This window comes from Myxococcales bacterium (assembly GCA_016703425.1).
GTDB lineage: Bacteria > Myxococcota_A > Polyangia > Polyangiales > Polyangiaceae > JADJCA01.
Genome location: JADJCA010000009.1, coordinates 573,060 through 592,360, shown reverse-complemented (window position 1 = coordinate 592,360; position 19,301 = coordinate 573,060). Strand labels below are relative to the sequence as shown.

14 protein-coding genes are annotated in these 19,301 nt (G+C 67.6%); 5 read left to right on the top strand and 9 right to left on the bottom strand.

Annotated features, from left to right (window positions below; translation table 11 throughout):
- Nucleotides 1-202: 202 nt before the first annotated feature.
- Both IPG50_20210 and IPG50_20205 read left to right on the top strand, forming a co-directional pair.
- On the top strand, nucleotides 203-913 hold the full coding sequence (locus IPG50_20210; GenBank protein ID MBK6694508.1) for a hypothetical protein: 711 nt from the start codon (nucleotides 203-205) through the stop codon (nucleotides 911-913).
- Nucleotides 914-915: 2 nt separating this feature from the next.
- Nucleotides 916-2,853, top strand: a complete 1,938-nt coding sequence (locus tag IPG50_20205) for a right-handed parallel beta-helix repeat-containing protein (GenBank protein ID MBK6694507.1) — start codon at nucleotides 916-918, stop codon at nucleotides 2,851-2,853.
- On the opposite strand, the gene IPG50_20200 is transcribed toward IPG50_20205, so the two are convergent.
- Complete coding sequence (locus tag IPG50_20200; protein MBK6694506.1) at nucleotides 2,850-3,788, bottom strand: hypothetical protein; 939 nt, start codon at nucleotides 3,786-3,788, stop codon at nucleotides 2,850-2,852. The two genes, IPG50_20205 and IPG50_20200, sit on opposite strands and share 4 nt — an antisense overlap.
- Before the next feature lie 198 nt (nucleotides 3,789-3,986).
- On the opposite strand from IPG50_20200, the gene gcvP reads away from it, so the two are divergent.
- Nucleotides 3,987-6,869: an aminomethyl-transferring glycine dehydrogenase gene (gene gcvP, locus IPG50_20195; protein ID MBK6694505.1), complete on the top strand. Its 2,883-nt coding sequence runs from the start codon at nucleotides 3,987-3,989 to the stop codon at nucleotides 6,867-6,869.
- A gap of 52 nt (nucleotides 6,870-6,921) precedes the next feature.
- Here the strand turns inward: gcvP and IPG50_20190 are convergent, their stop codons facing one another.
- The 6 genes from IPG50_20190 to IPG50_20165 form a co-directional block, all read right to left on the bottom strand.
- Nucleotides 6,922-8,637 carry a cation:proton antiporter gene (locus IPG50_20190; GenBank protein MBK6694504.1) on the bottom strand — a complete coding sequence of 572 codons (1,716 nt, stop codon included), beginning with the start codon at nucleotides 8,635-8,637 and terminating at the stop codon, nucleotides 6,922-6,924.
- An 88-nt stretch (nucleotides 8,638-8,725) separates the two neighbouring features.
- Entirely contained in the window at nucleotides 8,726-10,699 is a 1,974-nt protein-coding gene (thrS, locus tag IPG50_20185) for a threonine--tRNA ligase (protein MBK6694503.1), read from the bottom strand.
- A gap of 78 nt (nucleotides 10,700-10,777) precedes the next feature.
- Nucleotides 10,778-11,746: a hypothetical protein gene (locus tag IPG50_20180; protein MBK6694502.1), complete on the bottom strand. Its 969-nt coding sequence runs from the start codon at nucleotides 11,744-11,746 to the stop codon at nucleotides 10,778-10,780.
- A 66-nt stretch (nucleotides 11,747-11,812) separates the two neighbouring features.
- Entirely contained in the window at nucleotides 11,813-12,634 is an 822-nt protein-coding gene (locus IPG50_20175; protein MBK6694501.1) for a hypothetical protein, read from the bottom strand.
- A gap of 86 nt (nucleotides 12,635-12,720) precedes the next feature.
- The gene (locus IPG50_20170; GenBank protein ID MBK6694500.1) at nucleotides 12,721-13,611 is read right to left on the bottom strand and encodes a hypothetical protein; all 891 of its coding nucleotides are present in this window, start codon (nucleotides 13,609-13,611) and stop codon (nucleotides 12,721-12,723) included.
- 149 nt (nucleotides 13,612-13,760) lie between these two features.
- On the bottom strand, nucleotides 13,761-14,765 hold the full coding sequence (locus IPG50_20165) for an isocitrate/isopropylmalate dehydrogenase family protein (protein MBK6694499.1): 1,005 nt from the start codon (nucleotides 14,763-14,765) through the stop codon (nucleotides 13,761-13,763).
- Between the two features lie 285 nt (nucleotides 14,766-15,050).
- Here IPG50_20165 and IPG50_20160 point away from each other — a divergent pair, with 285 nt between their 5' ends.
- Together IPG50_20160 and IPG50_20155 are read left to right on the top strand one after the other, a co-directional pair.
- Nucleotides 15,051-15,623: an alpha/beta hydrolase gene (locus tag IPG50_20160; protein MBK6694498.1), complete on the top strand. Its 573-nt coding sequence runs from the start codon at nucleotides 15,051-15,053 to the stop codon at nucleotides 15,621-15,623.
- On the top strand, nucleotides 15,607-15,900 hold the full coding sequence (locus IPG50_20155) for an alpha/beta hydrolase (GenBank protein MBK6694497.1): 294 nt from the start codon (nucleotides 15,607-15,609) through the stop codon (nucleotides 15,898-15,900). The genes IPG50_20160 and IPG50_20155 overlap by 17 nt, the downstream gene beginning before the upstream one ends.
- 127 nt (nucleotides 15,901-16,027) lie before the next feature.
- Here the strand turns inward: IPG50_20155 and IPG50_20150 are convergent, their stop codons facing one another.
- Nucleotides 16,028-17,323 carry an insulinase family protein gene (locus IPG50_20150; GenBank protein MBK6694496.1) on the bottom strand — a complete coding sequence of 432 codons (1,296 nt, stop codon included), beginning with the start codon at nucleotides 17,321-17,323 and terminating at the stop codon, nucleotides 16,028-16,030.
- Nucleotides 17,324-17,340: 17 nt separating this feature from the next.
- Entirely contained in the window at nucleotides 17,341-19,167 is a 1,827-nt protein-coding gene (locus IPG50_20145) for a SurA N-terminal domain-containing protein (protein ID MBK6694495.1), read from the bottom strand.
- Nucleotides 19,168-19,301: the final 134 nt, after the last annotated feature.

Below are 19,301 nucleotides of genomic sequence, written 5' to 3'. Positions count from 1 at the left end.
GGGGTCGGCTTTACCCCAAATTCCACGGCGGCGCACCAGGCGGCGAGCGCTTTGTTGCGGCGACTCACGCATCGCGTCACGGCTGCGTCACCCCGCCAGCGCGCACGTCCAACGGTCCATGGCTTTCCGCGTTGCTGGCTCCCGTTCGACCGCGTCGCTCGCGACCGATACTCTTCCTTGGGTGCGTCGCTCCCTTCGCTCCATGCCGATGATCTGCGCGTCGCTCTTCGCAGCGACGCTTTCCGCTTGCTCGTCGGCACCTTCGACGGCCCACCTTGCGGTGCCAGCGGCGCCGCCTCCGAAGGACGACGGCTCCGCGTCGCAAGGTGGGCACGGGGGCACCGCCCACGCCGCCGCCTTGGAACAGCTCAAGGTCTCCAAGTTGGACGCGCGGAACGATAGGCAAAACAGCGTTCGCATGGTCCTCCCCGACGCGCCCAACTGGACGCGCGTCAAGTTCTGGGGCGTGCCCAGCCTGATGGCCTTTCGCTACGGCAAGGACCATCACGCCATCGTCGGCGGTTGGGTCATCGAAGGTGACGCCGCCGATGGCAGCGGCAGCTGCGCCAGGGCCTTCGAGCGCGTGGCGCAGCCCGTCGTCGACGCGTTCTCGGTGGAGCTTGAGCACGAGGCGCCCCACGCCTTTGTCTGGCATTTTCACAAGGATCCGACGCCGCAGATCGTCCCCGTCGACGCGGTCTTTGCAAAAATGGCGACCCTCGCCGCGCGCGAGCGATACGCCGCCGCGTATGCGGCGTACCCGGCCTGGCGCGGTCGCTGTTTGGTGGTAGGGGTTGCGGTGCCCGCTCGCGAAGACGAGCCGCGCGCCCGGCAGGTGCGCGACCGCTTCGTGCACGAGGTCTTCCCCAAGGTCGAGGTGCTCGCTGAGAGCGAGCCGAAAGAACGGTACTGACATTGGCTTTCGCCCGTCGTTCTCGGAGGACAGGTCGCGTCGTCTTCGCGTTCGCGGTCGCCACGGCTGCGGCATGTGGTGGCGCCAGCGAATTTACGATCCCCGATGGCGACGAGGCCGACGGGGCACCGGCGGCCGACGGTGGCTCGTTGGCGGAGAGCGACGGCCAAAGCCCGGGGAACGACGGCGGTGGCGGAAGCGAAGGCGGGGTTGACGCTGGCAGCGATGCGACGGTGACGGACGACGCGGGAGCAGATGGCTCTGTCGATGCCACGGTGGACGCCTCGGGGGCCGATGGTGCCTTCGTCGATGCGGGAAACGAAGGTGGCCACGACGGCGGCGCCGACGCGGCGACGAACGAGGCTGGAGGCGATGCGTCGTGGCCCGACGCGGCGACCGACGGCGGAGCCTTCGACGCGTCGGCGGACGCCGCCTCCGACGCCGGGGCGTTCGACGCTGAGACCGACGGCGGAGTCGTGGTCGACGGGGGCGTCGACAGCGGCGCCGACGCCGGCCTCGTCGACGCGGGGCTATGCCCCGCGCCGGACATCTTCGATCTCGATCGCCACGTTTACGTCGACAAGGCGGCTCTCGCTGCCGGCAACGGCTCGCTTGCGTGTCCCTTCACGACGCTCGCCTCGGCGATCCTGTTGGGCGCGCCGGCCGGCGGCGCCCAACTCACGATCCACGTGAACGGCTCCGGCGGCACCGTCTACAACGAAGCGGCGCTCGTCGGGCCCGCCGTGACGCTCACGTCGGCGTATCCCGGCGTGGGGGCCGCCGATCCGTCGCGCGTGACGCTCAAGGCGAACGTCGATTGCGCCGGCATCAAGTGCGCCGTGAACGTCCTCGGCGGCACCGTCGAAGGCTTCACAGTGCAAGCGGCGGCCGGCACCAACGTCCACGGTATCCGCGGCAGCGGCTCGCCCACGCTCCGCCATGTCACGGTCGACGGAGTCACCGGCAACGGCATCTACCTCGTCGCCGGCGGCGGCACCGTGGGCCCTGGCGTCTACGCGACCAACAACGGGGCCAGCGGGCTCGTCGTCGGCGGCGCCGTCAACAAGGTCGGCGCGCCGTCGCTGCACGTCGTCGCCGGGGGTCGTGGCAATCGGTTCAACGGCAACGCTCTCTACGGCATTCACGTCGCCGACGCCTACGCCAACGTGACGATCGAACAGGCCGACGCCCAGTCGAATCAGCACACGGGCGTCCTTTTGGTGCCCGAGGCGACCTCCGCTCACGCGCTCCAGAAGATCGACGCGAGCAAGAACGCGGTCGCCGGCATGCGCGTGTCGCGCGGCCCGGCCAAGGTCGCTGACGGTGCCTTCGACGAAAACGGCATTCACGGGCTCTTCATTGGCAACGGCACCGACCTCAATGCGACCGTGGTCATCGACACGGTGCGCAGCAACGACAACGGTGGCGACGGAGTCCGCCTCGACACGGCCCACACGGCTGAAATCAGCGCTCTCACGGCGCGCCGCAACGGCAAGAGCCCCGGGTCCCTGGGTGGCGGCGCCGGACTCTTCATCGGTGTGGGCACGAGCGCGAAGCTTCGCGGCTCTGTGTTCCTCGAGAACTCCGTGGGCGTTGTCTTCAACCAGCGACGCAATGGTAATGGCGTCGTGCTCTTGTTGTTCGATGTCGGTGTGTCGCTGGCAGATCTCGGCGGAAACCGCTTTGTGGCGACGTCGACGGGCAACAACAAACTCGGCGGTCTCTGCATCTCCCGCTCCGGAGCCGCGGGCAGTCAACTCGCCGTCGGTAACGCTTGGTCGGCCTGTGCGCCAACCCAGACGGCCATCACGGCAAGCGGCGCCGGCTGCTACGACGCGCCTTCGTACGGTGACGTGCTCTACGTCCCCTTCAGCACGGTCGTCGCGCCGGTCGATACGGGCGGCGTGTCGGCGCCGGCGTGTACGCGCGGGACTCCTTAAGGAACCGAGAAGAGGTGGTTCCGCGGCTTGAACCGCAGGAGTGCGGCCTTCACCTTGTCGTCGCTCGTCCAATCCACCAGGAACGCGGCAGCGAGGAGCGAAACGGCGGCCACGCCGACGGTTGAGACGAGGAGGATGTTGGTCCGGTCTTCGGCCGAATGGGCGTTGTCGAGCTTCGTACGCGACGTGCGATCCGCCTCGAAGGCGTCTTTCTTATCGAGCGTGTCGGTGTACGAATAGATCGTCGCGCCGGTACCGATGGCCGCGAGCGTCCCGCCAACGACCACGACCCACGGTGGCAGCGGCTTCTTGGACGCGTTGGTCGCGATCGGTGGAGGCGGTGGCGGCGTCTCGCGCGTGACCACCTCGAGGCTCACGCTGATGTGATCGCCAGCGGCCACGGTGATGACTTTGCGCACCGGCTTGCCGTCGACCTCGCCGGTGGCCACGTGCTCGCCAGGCACGACCCACAGGCGCGGCGTCGAGAGTGATGCGCCGTCGACCTTCACGCCGACGACGTCGTTGGTCACGACCTCGAGTCGGCCGAGGCGCTTGTCGAGCTCTCGGATGGCGCCGGTGGCGCGGTCGCGATCCGGTGCATCGGCGGGGGCCTCTCCCAGGTAGCGCTCGAGGAGGTTGGCGGCGCGAACGTCTTCGCCGGCGCGGAGCCAAGCGCGGGCGGCGGCCCAGAGCGCCGAGTGGTGCGGTGAAAGCTTGTAGGCTTGCTCGAAGCTCTCCGCGGAGCGGCGGAAATCACCCTTGCCGAAGGCGCGTTCACCCTCTTCGTAAGCCCCTTTGGCCGACTTCTTCTTGCCGGCATCGGAGCTCGATTCGCCCGCCGCTCGTTGCGCAAGGGCCGGTCGCGGCGACAGCACGCCGGCGAGCGCGACCGACGTCACGAGCGCGAGAAGGGTGGCACGACGGCGAGCCCACACGAAGGCAGGATAACCCGGCCATCACGGCTCCGCCCAAGTTGTGCGTCACGGCGAGCCGCGCCGGCTGCGGTCAAACGGCTTTCCGCCGCGAAAGCCGCCGTTCCGCGCCGATTTGTGGCCTTCGCACGAATCCGCGCCGCTTGTAAGCGGCCCGCCGCGACGCTACGAGTGCGATCGCCAAACCAACCCGAGGTTTCGATGTCCGTTTCCCTCTCGCATCCTGACCGTTTCGTCCGTCGCCACATTGGTCCTAGCCCGCACGACCGCGCGAAAATGCTCGCAACCCTGGAGGTCGCCTCCATCGATGCGCTCATCAACGAGACGATCCCGGCGAGCATTCGCACGGCGAAGCCGCTCTCGGTGCCGCCGGCCCTCTCCGAGTGGGAGCTCTTGGCGGAGGCGCGACGGCTGGCCGAGCTGAACGGCCGTCATCGCTCGTTCATCGGGCAGGGTTACTACGACACCATGACGCCGCCGGTGATCTTGCGCAACATCGTGCAGAACCCCGGTTGGTACACGCAATACACGCCGTACCAAGCTGAGATCGCGCAGGGACGACTCGAAGCGCTGCTCAACTTCCAGACGATGGTGTCGGACCTGACGGGGCTGCCGGTCGCCAATGCGTCACTGCTCGACGAGGCCACGGCCGCCGCCGAGGCGATGCACCTGGCCTACGAATTCAAGGGTGGCGAGAAGCAGAACGCCTTCTTCGTCGACTCGGGATGCCTCGCCTCGACGCTCGATGTGGTGAGGACACGCGCCAAGGCGCTCGGTGTCGACGTCATCGTCGGCGACTTCCGCACGGCCGATCTCACGCGCTTGGCGAGCGGTGTCTTCGGCGCGCTGGTTCAGTACCCAACGGCCGATGGCGCGATCTTCGACTACCGCGCCTTTGGCGAGAAGGTTCATGCGGCCGGCGGCCTCTTCGTGGTGGCGGCCGACCTCCTGGCGCTGACGCTCCTTTCGCCGCCCGGCGAGTTTGGCGCTGACGTGGCGCTCGGAAGCTCGCAGCGCTTCGGTGTCCCGCTCGGGTATGGCGGACCGCACGCTGCGTTCTTCTCGGCGCGTGAAGAATTTGTACGAAAGCTCCCGGGCCGGATCATCGGCGTCTCCGCCGACGCCGCCGGGCGCCCCGCGTTTCGCATGGCGCTGCAAACGCGCGAGCAGCACATCCGGCGCGAGAAGGCGACGAGCAACATCTGCACGGCGCAGGCGCTCTTGGCCATCGTGGCCGGCATGTACGCCGTGTACCACGGCCCCGAGGGGCTCAAGGCCATCGCGGAGCGTGTCCACGGCATGACGACGGTCCTCGCGGAAGGACTCCGCGCGAGGGGGCGCAACGTCGGCGACGCGCCGTTCTTCGACACCCTCGTCATGCACGGCGCGGAGGCGGAGATCGCGACATGCCACGCTCGTGCCAACGCGGCGCACGTCAACCTGCGCGTCATCGACAAGACGCGCGTCGGCGTGAGCCTCGACGAGGCCACGACCGTCGCCGACATCGACACGCTTCTTGCGGTCCTCGGCGGCGACAAGCCCAACGCCGAGACCGCTACGTCGCTCGCGGCGCGCGTGACGGCGGAGGTGCCGGCGGGGCTGAAGCGCTCGTCGACCTACCTCACCCACGCGGTCTTCCACGCGCATCGCTCGGAGACGGAGATGCTCCGCTACATGCGGATGCTCGAAGGGCGCGATCTGTCGCTCGCGCATTCGATGATCCCCCTCGGGTCGTGCACCATGAAGCTCAACGCGACAGCGGAGATGATCCCCATCACCGAGCCCGGCTGGAATTCCGTGCACCCCTACGCGCCGCGCGAACAGATTCGGGGCTACGAGGTCGTGTTCCGGGAGCTGGAGGCGGCGCTCGCCGACGCCACGGGCTTTGCGGCGGTTTCGCTCCAGCCCAACGCCGGCTCGCAGGGCGAATACGCCGGCCTCTTGGCCATCCGCGGGTACCACGAGAGCCGGGGCGAGGGGCATCGCAAGGTCTGCCTCATTCCTCAGTCGGCGCACGGGACCAACCCTGCGTCGGCGGTCATGGCGGGCATGCAGGTCGTGGTCGTGAAGACCGACGCGAGCGGCAACATCGATCTCGCCGATCTTGAGACGCAAGCCACAGCGCACGCGAAGGAGCTCGCTGCGCTGATGGTGACCTATCCGTCAACGCACGGCGTCTTCGAAGAGGGCATCCGGCGCGTGTGCGAGATCGTCCACGGCAAGGGCGGCCAGGTTTACATGGACGGCGCCAACATGAACGCCATGGTGGGCCTGTGCCGACCGGGCGAGATCGGCGCGGACGTTTGCCACATCAACCTGCACAAGACGTTCTGCATTCCGCACGGCGGAGGTGGGCCCGGCATGGGCCCCATCGCCGTCGCCGCCCACCTGGCGAAGTTCCTCCCGGGCCATTCTGTTGTGCCGCTGGAGGGCCGCGACGTGGTGGGCGCCGTTTCGCAGGCGCCGTGGGGGAGCGCGAGCATCCTGCTCATCTCTTGGGCCTACGTTCGGATGATGGGCGCCGAAGGCCTCACCGATGCGACGAAGATGGCCATCGCGAACGCCAACTACATCGCCAAGCGCCTCGCGCCGCACTACCCCATCGTCTACGTAGGCAAAGAGGGCCGCGTCGCCCACGAGTGCATCTTCGACGTGCGCGGCCTGAAGAAGACCGCCGGCGTCGAAGTCGACGACATCGCCAAGCGCCTGATGGACTACGGGTTCCACGCGCCGACCATGTCGTTCCCGATCCCGGGGACGCTCATGGTCGAGCCGACGGAGAGCGAATCGTTGGCGGAGCTCGACCGGTTCTGCGACGCGATGATCGCCATCCGCCAAGAGATCCGTCATGTCGAGGAAGGGCGCTGGCCGAAAGACCAGAACCCTCTCAAGAACGCACCGCATACGCTCTCGGCCGTCACGGCCAACGAGTGGACGCACCCCTATTCGCGCGAAGAGGCTGCCTTCCCCAGCGCCGCGACGCGCGAACGGAAGTTCTGGCCGCACGTCGCCCGCATCAACAACGCCCTCGGCGATCGCCACCTCGTCTGCACGTGCCCGCCCATGGAAGCCTACGCGCGCTGAGTGCGCACCGCAGGGCGCAGAAGCGCGTCAGACCAAACCCACGCTCGAGCGCCTAAATGTCGGCCAACGTTGGGGCGCGCGTCTTCCGCGCGGCGGTGCGCTTGGCCGCCTCGCTGAGGACGCTCGCCGCCGTGTCAATGTCGCCGGCCATGAGCAATGCGCTCCTCGCCTCCTCGGCGATGGCGCCGCGGGCAATGGACGCCAAAATCTGAATTTCGTCCTCGTAGCGGTCGGGCACGAGGAGCAACAAGAACACGATGCGGGCGGGCTCCCCGTCGGGCGCGTCGAAGTCGATGCCCTCGGGGGCGATGCCGAGGGCCAGGATCGGCTCCGTGAGTCCGTCGATTTGGGCGTGCGGAACCGCCACGCCATCGCCGAGGCCCGTGGGCGCCACCTGTTCGCGCTCGGTCACCGCGAGGCGGGCCTGCTCGGCGAGGTGACCCAGCTTCGGTTCGAGCATGGCCGCAAGCTCCCTTATCGCGTCGGTCGCGTTGCGACTCTTCAACGGCCGTATGAAGGCGCCGCGCCGGAGGAGCGTGACGACGCGCTCCTCTTCCTTCGTGTAGAGCAGGCGCTTCATCATGGGGCCGCTCAAGAGCGAAGTGCCGATGGCCATGACCACGAGGGCGACGAACACTTGCTCTTTCAGTAGCCCCGCCTCGAGGGCCAAGAGCGCGAGGATGATTTCCATGGCCCCACGCGCGTTCAGGCCAAAGCCCACAGCACCGGCCTCGCGCCAATTGAAGCCGCCCACCTTGGCGCCGAGCGTGCAGCCGACGACCTTCGTGACGCTCGCGATGGTGAAGACGAGAATGCAGAGACGCGGGTCGAAGGCTCGAAAGAAGTCGACGCGGAGCCCCAACGAAGCAAAAAATACCGGGGCGAAGACGCTCGTCACAAAATCGTGAATCGTGGCTCGCGTACGCTCGCGAAGCGACGGGCTGTCGCCAATAGCAACCCCCACGATGAAACTACCGAGGACGGCGTGCACGCCGAGCGCTTCCGTAACGGAGGCGCCGACCAGTGCCAGAACGATGACCAGCGACACGACGCCGCCGCTCGACTCACCGAAGCGAGATAGCAAGCGATCGATGGCGGAACGGCCCACGGTGAGCAGCGCGCCCCCGAAAGCCAAGGTAAGTCCGACGGTGATCGAGAGGCGTTGAACGTCGAGCGCACCGCCGCGCATCGGCCCCACGAGCACCGAGAAGCCGAGCCAACCAACCAGGTCGTTGACCATGGCGGCCGACATCACGACGAGGCCGAGATCGGTCTTGAAGAGTCCGAGGTCGAGTAGCGTCTTGGCGATGACCGGGAGCGCCGAGATGGACAGCGCGACGCCCATGAAGAGGGCGAAGAGACCGCGCCGGTCCGGTGCGATGAGATCGCTGTCGGGAAGCGCGAGGCCGAGAACGATGCCGCCGGCCAAGGGGGCGAGCATTCCGAAGGTGCTCGCAAAGATGGCCTCACGGCCGCGTCGCAGCACGATGCCGAGATCGACCTCGAGGCCAGCGACGACGAGGAGCAGCACCACCGCCAGCGTCGTGTAGCCCGAGAGCATCTGGCGCATGGCGGTGCCATGGAAGAGCGCCTGCCCCAAAGAGGGGAGCGCACGTGACAGCACCGTGGGGCCGAGGAGAATCCCAGCCAGAATTTCGCCGACCACCAGCGGGAGCCCCAGCTTGCGACCGAGCTCGCCCACGAGCTTCGCCGTGCCAAGGAGCACGGCAAGGGCGATGAGGAAGCGCAGCGTGTCGTGGTCGTTCAAGGAGGCTCTGCGTCGGACGCGATGGGGCGGGCAGCCTAGCGCACTTCGACGATTCCCACCTGCCGCGTCGCCGAACGCGGGGGCGCCGTCAGCCCGTCTGTGCCGCTTCCGCGACGACCGTGGCGGCGAAGTCGGCGAGCGGGATCGGGCCAAGCTCGCCGCGGTCGCGAGAGCGAACACCAACGGTGCCCGCCTCTTCTTCCTTGCCGCCAACGACGCAGAGGTAAGGCAGGCGCTGGAGCCGAGCGTTTCGGATCTTCGCGCCGAGTTTGTCGGGCCCCAGGTCCGCGGTGACGCGAAGGCCCCGGTCGGAGAGCTCGCCGGCGACGCGCTCAGCGTAGCCGTTGAACTTCTCGCTCACCGTGAGGATCGCGACCTGCGTCGGCGCGAGCCACGTCGGGAAGTTCCCGCCGCAGTGCTCGAGGTAGACGCTGAAGAAGCGCTCAAGCGACCCGAGCACGGCGCGGTGGAGCATCACGGGCCGATGTGGCTTGCCGTCCTCGCCAACGAAATGGAGGTCGAAGCGCTCCGGCAGGTTGGGATCGTATTGAATCGTCCCGAGTTGCCAGCTTCGCTTCAGTGCGTCTTGCACATGAAACTCGACCTTCGGGCCATAGAACGCGCCTTCGCCTTCGGCGATCTCGAAGGTGAGGCCCGCGCGCTTGAGGCCCTCGGCGAGGGCATTCTCCGCGAGATCCCAATATTCGTCGGCGCCGACCCGCTTCTCGGGACGCGTCGCCAGCTTGACGTCGACCTTGGTGAACCCGAAGGCGCCGTAGGCCTCGTAGAGCATCTTGATGAAGCTCTCCATCTCGGCCGGCACGCTCTCGGGCGCGCAGAAGACGTGGGCGTCGTCTTGGCAGAAGGAGCGAACGCGCGAGAGCCCGTGGACGACGCCGCCACGTTCGTAACGGTGCAGGCGGCCGAAGTCCGCCACGCGCCACGGCAGCTCACGGTACGAGCGAAGTCGTGAGCCGAAGATCACGCAGTGGCTCGGGCAGTTCATCGGCTTGATGGCGTACGCGTGCTCCTGCAGGTGCTCGGCAAATTGCTTCGCCGTGACGGTCTTCGCGGCGTCTTTGCCGGCGCCGCCGCTAGCCGTCGTGCCGAGGGCCTCTTCGAGGAGGTCTTCGGTCCACAGGCGGTACATGTTGTCGTTGTAGTTGCCGAGGTGGCCGCTCGTGCGAAAGAGCTTCGGGTCAAACGCTTGCGGGGTGATGACCTCCTCGTAGCCGTACTTCACGTAGAGCTTGCGCACGTAGTCGACGAGGCGGTTGTAGACGAACGCGCCCTTCGGCAGAAAAAACGGCATCGCCGGCGCGACGCCGTCGAAGAGGAAGAGGTCGAGCTCTTTGCCGAGCTTGCGGTGATCGCGAGCCTTCGCGTCCTCGATGCGCTTCAGGTGCTCGTCCAACGCCTCCTTCGAAGGAAACGCTGTGCCGTAAATGCGCTGGAGCATGGGGTTGCGCTCGTCGCCACGCCAATAGGCGCCCGCCACGCTCGTCAGCTTGATCGCGGCCAAGAAGCCCGTGCTGGGGACGTGTGGGCCGCTGCAGAGGTCGACCCACTCTTCGCCGCTCTTGCCGTGCCGGTAGAGGCTGATGTCATCGCCGGCAGGGATGCGCTCGATGATCTCCTTCTTGTACGTCTCGTTCATGCTCGCGAAGAGGCGGAGCGCCTCGTCGCGACTCACGATGTCGCGGCGGAACGGCGAGTCGGCCTTCACGATGGCGGCCATGGCCTCTTCGATCTTGGCGAGATCGTCCTCCGTGAAGCCGCCGCCGGGCTTGTCGAAGTCGTAGTAAAAGCCGTCTTCGATGGCCGGGCCGATGGTGACCTTGGTGCCCGGAAACAGGCGCTGCACGGCGTCGGCCATGACGTGGGCCGAAGAGTGGCGGATGACCTCGAGGCCCTCGGCATCGGTGCGCCGAACGGGCGTGAGCGTCTCGGTCTCCAGGACAGGCGTGAAGAGGTCGACGATGCGCGAGCCGATTTTGACGGCGACGACGTCCTTGTCGAGTTGGCCTTTCGCGGAGAGCAGGTCCTTCGGGGTCTTCTTCATGGCAGGACGCGCACTATAACGCAAACGCGCCGACGGAGGCGGCGCTGCGCTCGTGACGTCGCCTCCCGCTCGCGGCCGCTACTTCCGGACGCCGCTCCTCGCCTGGCTCGCGCGGAGGTGAGCCACCTCGCGCTTGAGCGCGTCGAGCTCCTTCGCTTGCTCCTGGATCGCCGCAACCAACGTGCTGGCGTAGGCGTAGAGGTCCACCTGGTTCTTCTCGGCGTCGCCGGCGAAGGTCGTGGCGTGATCTTCGAGGATGAAGCCGAGCTTGCGGGACCCGGAGAGCGCCGGGTCCGTGTACTCGTAGGTGGCGAGGCGAATGTTCTGAACCTCGGCGGCGAGCGCCTGGGCTTCCGACGGAGAGAGGTAGCGAATGTCCTTCTTGGCGCGGCGCGTTGACGCGGGGCAGCCAATCGTCGGCGATGGATCGCGACTCCAAACGCCCTGGACGCAAAGGAGGTTGTTTTCCCGTTCGCAGCCGTAAGAGCAAAGCTGGCCCGCCTTGGCGCATGGCGTGCCGAGCTTCGGCCGCGCCGGCGCGCAGGCCGGATCCGCGTTGGGCGCCTGGCAGGCCCACTGCGCCGCTGGCAGCGGTTGGCAGATGGGGTAGGGGTTCGGGCACGTCGTGCAGTTGCACTGGAGCCCGTCCTCGTAGACGCAGAGGGCCGACTCGGGCGTGCAGCTTTGCCCTTGCGCCGCTTGCCTCGAGGCGGGGCACTTCGCGATGGGGAGCGCCTGACACTTGGGCGACGTGACTTCCCACTTGCCAGTGTCGCCGCAGGTCGCGAGGGTGTGGCAGGACGCGCGCGGATCGTCGCCGAATTCGCAGACGAGCCCCTTGCGGGCGCATGACTCGTTCGCCGACGGCGGTGTGGGCGGGCACGACGCCGCGGTGCTCGACGCGTCGCCCAGCGCCGTCGGCGCGTCGCTCCCGGTGCCGCCATCGCTGGGCCCCGTGCCGGTCCCCGTGCTGGTCGTCCCGCCGCACGCGACGAGCGACACGGTGGCAAGCATCGGGACGCCGATTCGCCGAAGGAAGGTCCTCATCGCGTTCACCTCATCGCGGAGGCAAACACGTCTACGCGCTTCGCGCTAGCGTCGTCCCCGGGACCGTCAACGTGTGTGCCGCGTCTCGGTGGCTCGCCCGTCCTCGTCTAGCAAACAGATGGCTTCTCGGTAGTCGGCGACGCGATAGGCCACCGTGCCTTGCTCGGAGACGCGGACCAAAGCCCTGCCTTCGCTCGTCTCGTCCACGCGGTACCCCACCACCTCACCACGCGCGACGCACTCCACGAAGCGAGCGCGCTCGCGCTCGCGACGCACCGCGAGCGTCGCAGCGACGAGCCCCAGCACCGCGCCGCCCAGCCCGACCCAGAGGGTGGGGGGGCGGTCGTGGAACGACGGGGCCCGCGTCATCAGGGCGAGCGCCAGCGTTGAGAGTGTCGCGCACGCTCCGGCCACGATGGCCTCCCCCCGCTCAGCGCCAGAGAGCCCTTTCTTCGCGAGGGACTGGGCCCACGCGATAGGCAGGCCGAAACACGCGAGCGTGCACAGGAGCGCGGGGACCCAAACGATCGACCCGAAGACGGCGATGAAGAGGAAGGCACTCGGAGCGTTTTCCATCACCGTGGCCCACGTGGCGCCGCGAGCGGCGGCCGCCCACGCGCAGGCGGCCGCCGTGTTGAGGATGGCGAGAGGAACCGACGCGAGCCATCCGACGCGCACCTTCGTCCCAAACGCTGTCCGGGAGGTTCGGAGGAGCCACGCCCAAAGGAGGCCTGCGAAGAGCGTGGGGCCGCCGGTGGCGGCGCTGGGAACATCGGGTACAAGAACGCCGAACACCGCTGCCGTGCAGGCCGACAGCGACAGCGCCACCGCCAGGATGTTGAGCCGCGGGATCAGCCTGAGGGAGCGGAACGGCGGAACCTCGGGCACCAGGGAAGCATACGCTCGCGTCGCGCTCGGTATTCCGACGATGCGGGCTCCCACGGACGTGCGGCCATGTGTGCGCTTGCGCGCGCTCAGAACCGCATCGCCATCGAGACGCTGGGGCCAACCGTCGTCACCGCATCGGCCTGGTGCATCAACGTGGCGAAGAGCTTCACTTCGTACCGGTCCATCACCAGGCCCGGACCAAGGCGCGCCATGACGAGGGGCGGCCCATCGGAGAACGAGGTCATGTCGAGGGCGCCATACACAACGACAGGACGAGCGGGGTAGATCCTCGTGTCGAAGCCGTAGCCGACGCCGCTGGCGCCCGAGATGCCCGACGCGCCGACCTTCAACACGAGCTCGGCGGGCAAGCGCGACGACCCGAAGAGGCTGAGGCCCGCGTTGACCGAGTAGTAGTCGAGGGTGCTCACCTTCGTGGCGTCGGGCTCCCAGAGGCGCATGAATTGCCCCTCGATGCGGACCGAGCTGAGCGAGAGGCTGGCCTGCGCACGCTGGGCGAAGATGCCGGCCGCGAAGGCCGTACCGTCGGTGCCGACCTCGATCCACCGGCCCGGGGGCGCATCCTCTCCGTCGATTCGTGTGTACGCGCCGCCTTTCTCGCCAGCATAGGGGTCTCGCGCCGGCTGGTACCACTCGCGCTCGCCGGACGGGGTCTCTCTTGAATTGGTGACGACAACGGGAGCGACGATGGCTCGGATCAGACCGTACGCGATGACTCCCGCCACCTCGCCCGAAGCGCTCGAGGAATCGGACGAGGACGACCACGAAGACGACGAGCCCGACGACGAACTCGACGACGAACTCGACGATGACGAGGACGAGGACGAGGACGAGGACGATGACGAAGAGCCGGAAGGCGCGTGCGACTTCTTGATGTTCTCAAGGGAGCCGCCGGCCGCTGCCGGCAGTGTTTGCGTCAAGCAGCTCGCGAGGACCGTCGCCAGGAGGAGGGAGCGCACGCCCACGGTGAAGCAAGGCCCAAGCCAACCGCGCAGCGGGCATTTCAGGGCGCTTTGCAGCGTCCGGCGCGGCTCCGTGAACGGCGCGAGGTGTGGCTTCCCAGCGTCACCCGCAAGGGACGAACGACATCCGGCGCCGTGGGCCGGCGTCAGCTCACGAGCTTGCAGAGCGCATCGGTAAACTGCGCCGTCGTGGCGGAGCCGCCGAGATCGCCGGTGCGCACCTCGCCGCGCTCGTAGACCGTGGTGATGGCGGAGGCGATCTTGTCGGCGACGGGCGACTGGCCGATGTGGTGGAGCATCATGACGGCGCTCTGAATGACGGCCGTCGGGTTGGCGACGCCCTTGCCGGCGATGTCCGGCGCGCTGCCGTGGACGGCCTCGAAGACCGCGTACTTCTCGCCGATGTTGGCGCCGGGAACGATGCCCAAGCCGCCCACGAGACCCGCGCCGAGGTCGCTCAAGATGTCGCCGTAGAGGTTCTCGGTGACGATGACGTCGAGCTTGTTGGCGTTTTTGATCATTTGCAGTGCGCACGCATCCACGATGATCTCGGCGGGCTCGATGCGCGGGTACCGGGTCGCGACTTTGCGGAAGCAATCGAGCAAGAGGCCGTCCGACAGCTTCATGATGTTGGCCTTGTGGACCACCGTGACGCGCTTGCGGCCCATGCGTTCGGCATAGGCGAAGGCAAACTCACAGATGCGCGTGCAGCCGCGCTCCGTGATGAGCTTGATGGACTGGGCCACACCGGGAAGGATCATCAGCTCGAGGCCGGCGTAGAGGTCTTCGGTGTTCTCGCGAACGATGACGATGTCTGTGCCCGGGAAGCGTGGCTCGAGGCCCGGCAGGCTCCGGACGGGCCGGAGGTTGGCGTAGAGGTCCAGCGTCTGGCGAAGCGTCACGTTGACGCTCTTGAAGCCCTTGCCGATGGGCGTCCCGATGGGGCCCTTCAGCGAGACTTGGTTGCGCTTGCAGGCCTCAAGGACGTCTTCGGGCAGCGTCGTCCCGCGCTTCTCGGCGACGGCGGCACCCGCCTCGTGGACCTCCCAGTCGACGAGCGCGCCGGCGGCGGCGAGCACGCGTTGCGTGGCCTGCGCGACCTCGGGGCCGATGCCGTCGCCGGGGATGAGCGTGATGGTGCGTCTCGACATGCGTGAGTCCTCGCGTCGCCGCCAAGGCCGAGAAAAGCGGCTCAGACGTCGAAGCGACGGATATAGCGGTGCGGGAGAGCCGAGCCAAGTCTCGCGTGTTGGATGTTGGACGAGGGCGACGCGCGCCGAGGATCGGCTCCTCCGGATCGGGCGCTGTCGAAGCCCGCATCGAGCACGGCGGTGCCCGAGTCCTCCGGTACGGGCGCCCGATAGCCAAGGATGTGCGTGCGAGTGTCGCGGGTTGCTACCCTTCACGAATGGCGAAGGCAGAGCGCTCGGTTCCCCGTGAACGGCCTGGTGCATCACGTCGTCGAGTGGACGCCGTCGGCACCAAGTCGAGGACCTGCGGTCTTGCTCTTGCACGGGTTCATGGATGTCGCGTCGTCCTGGGACGAGGTCGCCGACGTGCTCGCGGGAGCCGGCTACCGCGTCCTCGCGCCCGACCTTCGAGGCTTCGGCGCCGCGCCCCGCGCTGCCAGTGGGACGAGCTTCTACTTCCCCGACTACGTCGCCGACGTCGACGGTCTGGTCCGCGAATCGGTTCGGCCCGACGAAGCGCTCTTTGTCGTGGGCCATTCCATGGGCGGTACGGTCGCGACCTTGCTGGCCGGCACCTACCCCGAGCGCGTGAAGAAGCTCGCGGTGCTCGAGGGCCTCGGGCCCGCCGACACGCCGCTGGACGAGGGCCCGCGCCGCATGCGCGAGTTTGTGGAGACGACGCGGCGATACCGTGGCGAGCGGCATCGCACGATGCGTGATCTCGAGGAGGTGGTGTCTCGTCTCCGCATGGGCCACCCGACCGTCGACGACGCCACGCTGCGCGCCCACGCGGAGCGCCTCCGTGACGGCTCCCGCTGACGGGGAGGGATACGTCTGGGCCTACGATCCGCTCCATCGCGCTCGCTCGCCGTACCCGTTCCAGGCGGCGGCTTTTCGAGCTTTCGCAGCGGCCATCCAGTGTCCCGTCTTAATCGTCTCCGGCGGCCCCACGGGTTTTCACCCGCTCGATGAAGACGAACGCGTGGGAGCCTTTCGCACGCGTGAGATCGCGGTCATCGACGACGCCGGACACATGATGCACTGGACGCGTCCCGAGCGGCTGGCGGCCCTCATCGTGGCGTTCTTCGCGCGCTGAACGTCTCGAGGCCGAGCACGGTGAGGACGACCCGGTCGCCACGGCACGAGGCCGAGGGCGAGGGTGGCGCGTTGGAGGAGTCCCTCGGGGTTCCTTGCGAGGAGAAGCTCCCGCGGCCGCGTTCAGGTCACGCGCCGGCAAACTCTTTGACGGTGCGTTCGAGCTCGTCGGCCTCGCTGCGGTCGAGAAGCCCAACGGCGACGACGCCGAGGCGCTTCGGGTCGGCCAGCATCGCCGCGGCGCGTTTCAGCTCGGCGCGCGTGATGCCTTGGACCACGCGGGCTCGCTCGGCCGCCGACTCGGTGTGACCCGTCAGGGCCGTGAGGCCCACCAGCTCGGCCATCTCCTCTGGCGAATCGAGCGTGCCCTGCAGATGCCACGTGTGGCGCTCCTTGGCCTTGTCGACCTCCGCCTTCGTGGGACCCTCGGTCGCGAGCTCGGTGACGAGCGTCAGGATCTCCCGTGTGACGCGGTGCGTTCGCTCGTGAACGACGCCGGCAGCGAAATCCACGACGCCGTCGTCTTCGTAGCCATCGTAGCCAGCGCTGACGTCGTAGCAGAGCCCTTGGCTGTCGCAGATGCGGTGGTAAAGACGCGTCGACATGCCGTCGTCGATGACGCGCATCAACAGCTCGAGCGCGATTCGCTCGGGCGCTGTGCGGCCGACGGCGCGAAAGCAAACGCGCAGCTCGGTTTGGCTCGAGGCGTTCTCGACGAAGCGATAGAGCGCCCGCTTCTGCGGGCTCGGTGCCACGAGCGGCACGCGGTCGCCGGCGGGCATCTTCGCGAAGTACTTCTTGGCGAGGGCCTTGGCCTCTTTGGCGTCGACGGCGCCGCTGAAACACAAAACAGCGTTCTGGCCGGTGTAGTGCTTCTGGTGGTGCTTGCGGAGGAGCGGCACGTCGAAACGGCGAACGCTCTTTTCGGTGCCGGTGATGGTGAAGCCGAGCGGATGAGAACCGTAGAGGAGCGCGCGGGACAAGTTGTCGGCGTCGACCTGCCGTCCGTCGTCGTCGAGGTCTTCGAGGATCTCCTCGGCGACGATGCCCTTCTCGAGCTCCAGATCTTGAAACTCGGGCTTCTGCATGACGTGCGAGAAGAGGCGCGTCGCCTCGGCGAGGCTCTGCGGCGGCACCGTCACGGAGAACACGCCAAAGTCCGCGTGGGTTGCGCCATACAAGTAACTTCCGATGCGCTCGAAGGCGAAGTTAACCTCGTGGGCCGTCTTCAGCTCATCGGTTCCTCGGTAGAGCATGTGCTCGAGGAAGTGACTGATGCCGTTTTCCGCCGCCGTTTCGAAGCGCGAACCGACTCGCACGTAGAGCGCGAGGTGCGCCCGGTGAAGGTGGGGCTGCGGCGCCACGATGACGCGCAACCCCGAGGCGAGGCGACTCTCGTGGACGGTGGCGTTGTCGAGCTGCAAGGCGATGGGCTTCCGCGTCACTCCTCTTCCGAGAGCGGGGCGGCGCCGGCGTCGCGCGACGGCTCCTTCAGGTACGACTCGTTGGTCTTGACCTCGGCCTTCGCAGTCTCGCGGAGGCGGCGCAGGTAGAGCGAGAGGGCTTCGTTCTGCTTCGACGCCAAGAGCGTCTGCATGTACGTCTCGCGCTCCTTTTCGAACTCTTCCTTGGTGGCAGCCTTGCGCTCCTTCAACATGACGGCCACGAAGCCGTCCTCGCCGCGGAGCAGCTCCTTGTAGAGCTCGCCGGGCTTGCCGCTGAAGGCAAACGACAAGACGTTGACGGCCGCTTCACCGGTCAACACCGGGATCGGATCGCCACCGCGGTTGAAGGAGCTCGACGACTGCACCGTGGGGCGCTCGGGATCGTTCTCGAGGGTGACGACCTTCGCCGCGTACGGCGGTGCCACGGAAGCGACAGCGGCGCCGGCATCGCCCATGGCCGCCGAGCCCGCGTCGGCGCCAGCGGCCGCCCCTGACGGCGGTGGCATGACCGGCAGCGGTGCAAAGGGAGCTGGCGTCGCCTTGATGGTCGCGAGGGTGTCCTTCACGGAGTCTTCGGCGCTCTTGCCGGCCTTCATGGCGGCGTAGATTTTATCGCCCAGGCTCTTGGCGGCTTCGAGCGACTTCGACTTCTGGAACATGTCACGGGCGACGAACTTTGGTAGGGCCGCTTCGACCTCGGCGGCCTTCGACGGATCATCGCGCATGATGAGGTGGAAGCCGAACTGGGTCTCGACGGCGCCGGGCGTTGTTTCGCCGGGCTTGAGCGCCTTGGCCGCGACCTTGAACGGCTCGACGAACTTGTCGAGCATCTCGTCACCGTAGGCGCCGCCCTTGGGGGCGCTGCCGGGATCTTCCGACATCTCGCGGGCGACTTCACCGAAGGGCTCGCCGCGCTTGATGCGTGCCGCCGCTTCCGAGAGGCGCCCGAGCGCCAACGACTTGGCCTCGATGGTTGCGCTCGGATCGACCTTCACAAGAATGTGGCGAATCTGCTTCTCCTTGGGGACGGAGCCGTCTTTGTGGGAGGTCACGGCCGCTTCGATGAGCTTCTTGTTCGCCTCTTCGGCGGCCCACTTCTCCACCTCCGCGTCGGTGAAGGACACCGCGTGTTTCGCGGCGAACTTCTGGGAGACGTTCACGTAGGTGAGGCTCGCGGAGCTCTTCTCGGCGATGTAGCCCTCGAGGGCTTCGACCTCGCTTACGCGCACCGGTGCTCGGATGAGGTCGCGCATCTTCGCCGCCAAGAGCTCCCGCGACTGACTCTCGCGGAAGTCGGCGGGGGAACGGCCGGCGAAGAGCTTCACCGCGCGCTCGTACGTCTTCATGTCGAACTGCTTGGTCTTCGGGTCGCGGAAGTTCTCGAGGAAGCGGCCCTGTTCGATGCGGAGCGAATAGGCCATCGACTCCTTGTCGCTCGGCAGGCTCAAGCGAACGATGCCCGCGACGAGCTGATCGTTGAGCTCCGGTTCGGTGACCGTGAGCCCTAGTCGGCTCGCGTCGCTGATGAGCAGCTCGCGCTCGATGAGACCATCGACGACGACGCGGTTGATGCCCATCGATTGGGCCTGCGACGGGTCGCCGCCCATGCGGCGTAGGAACATGCGCCGCGCGCCGTTGTAGTCGCGCGGCGTCACGCAGTGACCCCGCACCACGACGACGCACTCTTCGCGGAGCGACATGCTCTTGCCCGACGCGCGGCCGCCCATGCCCGAGCCGAACCCGAAAACGAAGACGACGACGCACACGACGATGAGGGCGCCGTAAACGACGGACTTAACGCTCTGACTTCGGAAGGCTTCCATTGAGGGGAGAGCCATTAGCATGGCGTCCCGCCCCCGTGAATGTGCCCGTGGCTCTAACTCACGTGCGCGGGAACGTGCCCGTGCCCGTGCACGATTCTCGGCTCAGTTGGCTGGCCCCGGAGCGTCCGCGGGCA

Bases quoted from the DNA above. Each gene is read 5' to 3' on its own strand.
- IPG50_20210 (MBK6694508.1), top strand. From the start codon at position 203: ATGCCGATGATCTGCGCGTCGCTCTTCGCAGCGACGCTTTCCGCTTGC.
- gcvP (MBK6694505.1), top strand. From the start codon at position 3,987: ATGTCCGTTTCCCTCTCGCATCCTGACCGTTTCGTCCGTCGCCACATT.
- thrS (MBK6694503.1), bottom strand. From the start codon at position 10,699: ATGAAGAAGACCCCGAAGGACCTGCTCTCCGCGAAAGGCCAACTCGAC.
- IPG50_20180 (MBK6694502.1), bottom strand. From the start codon at position 11,746: ATGAGGACCTTCCTTCGGCGAATCGGCGTCCCGATGCTTGCCACCGTG.
- IPG50_20165 (MBK6694499.1), bottom strand. From the start codon at position 14,765: ATGTCGAGACGCACCATCACGCTCATCCCCGGCGACGGCATCGGCCCC.
- IPG50_20145 (MBK6694495.1), bottom strand. From the start codon at position 19,167: ATGGAAGCCTTCCGAAGTCAGAGCGTTAAGTCCGTCGTTTACGGCGCC.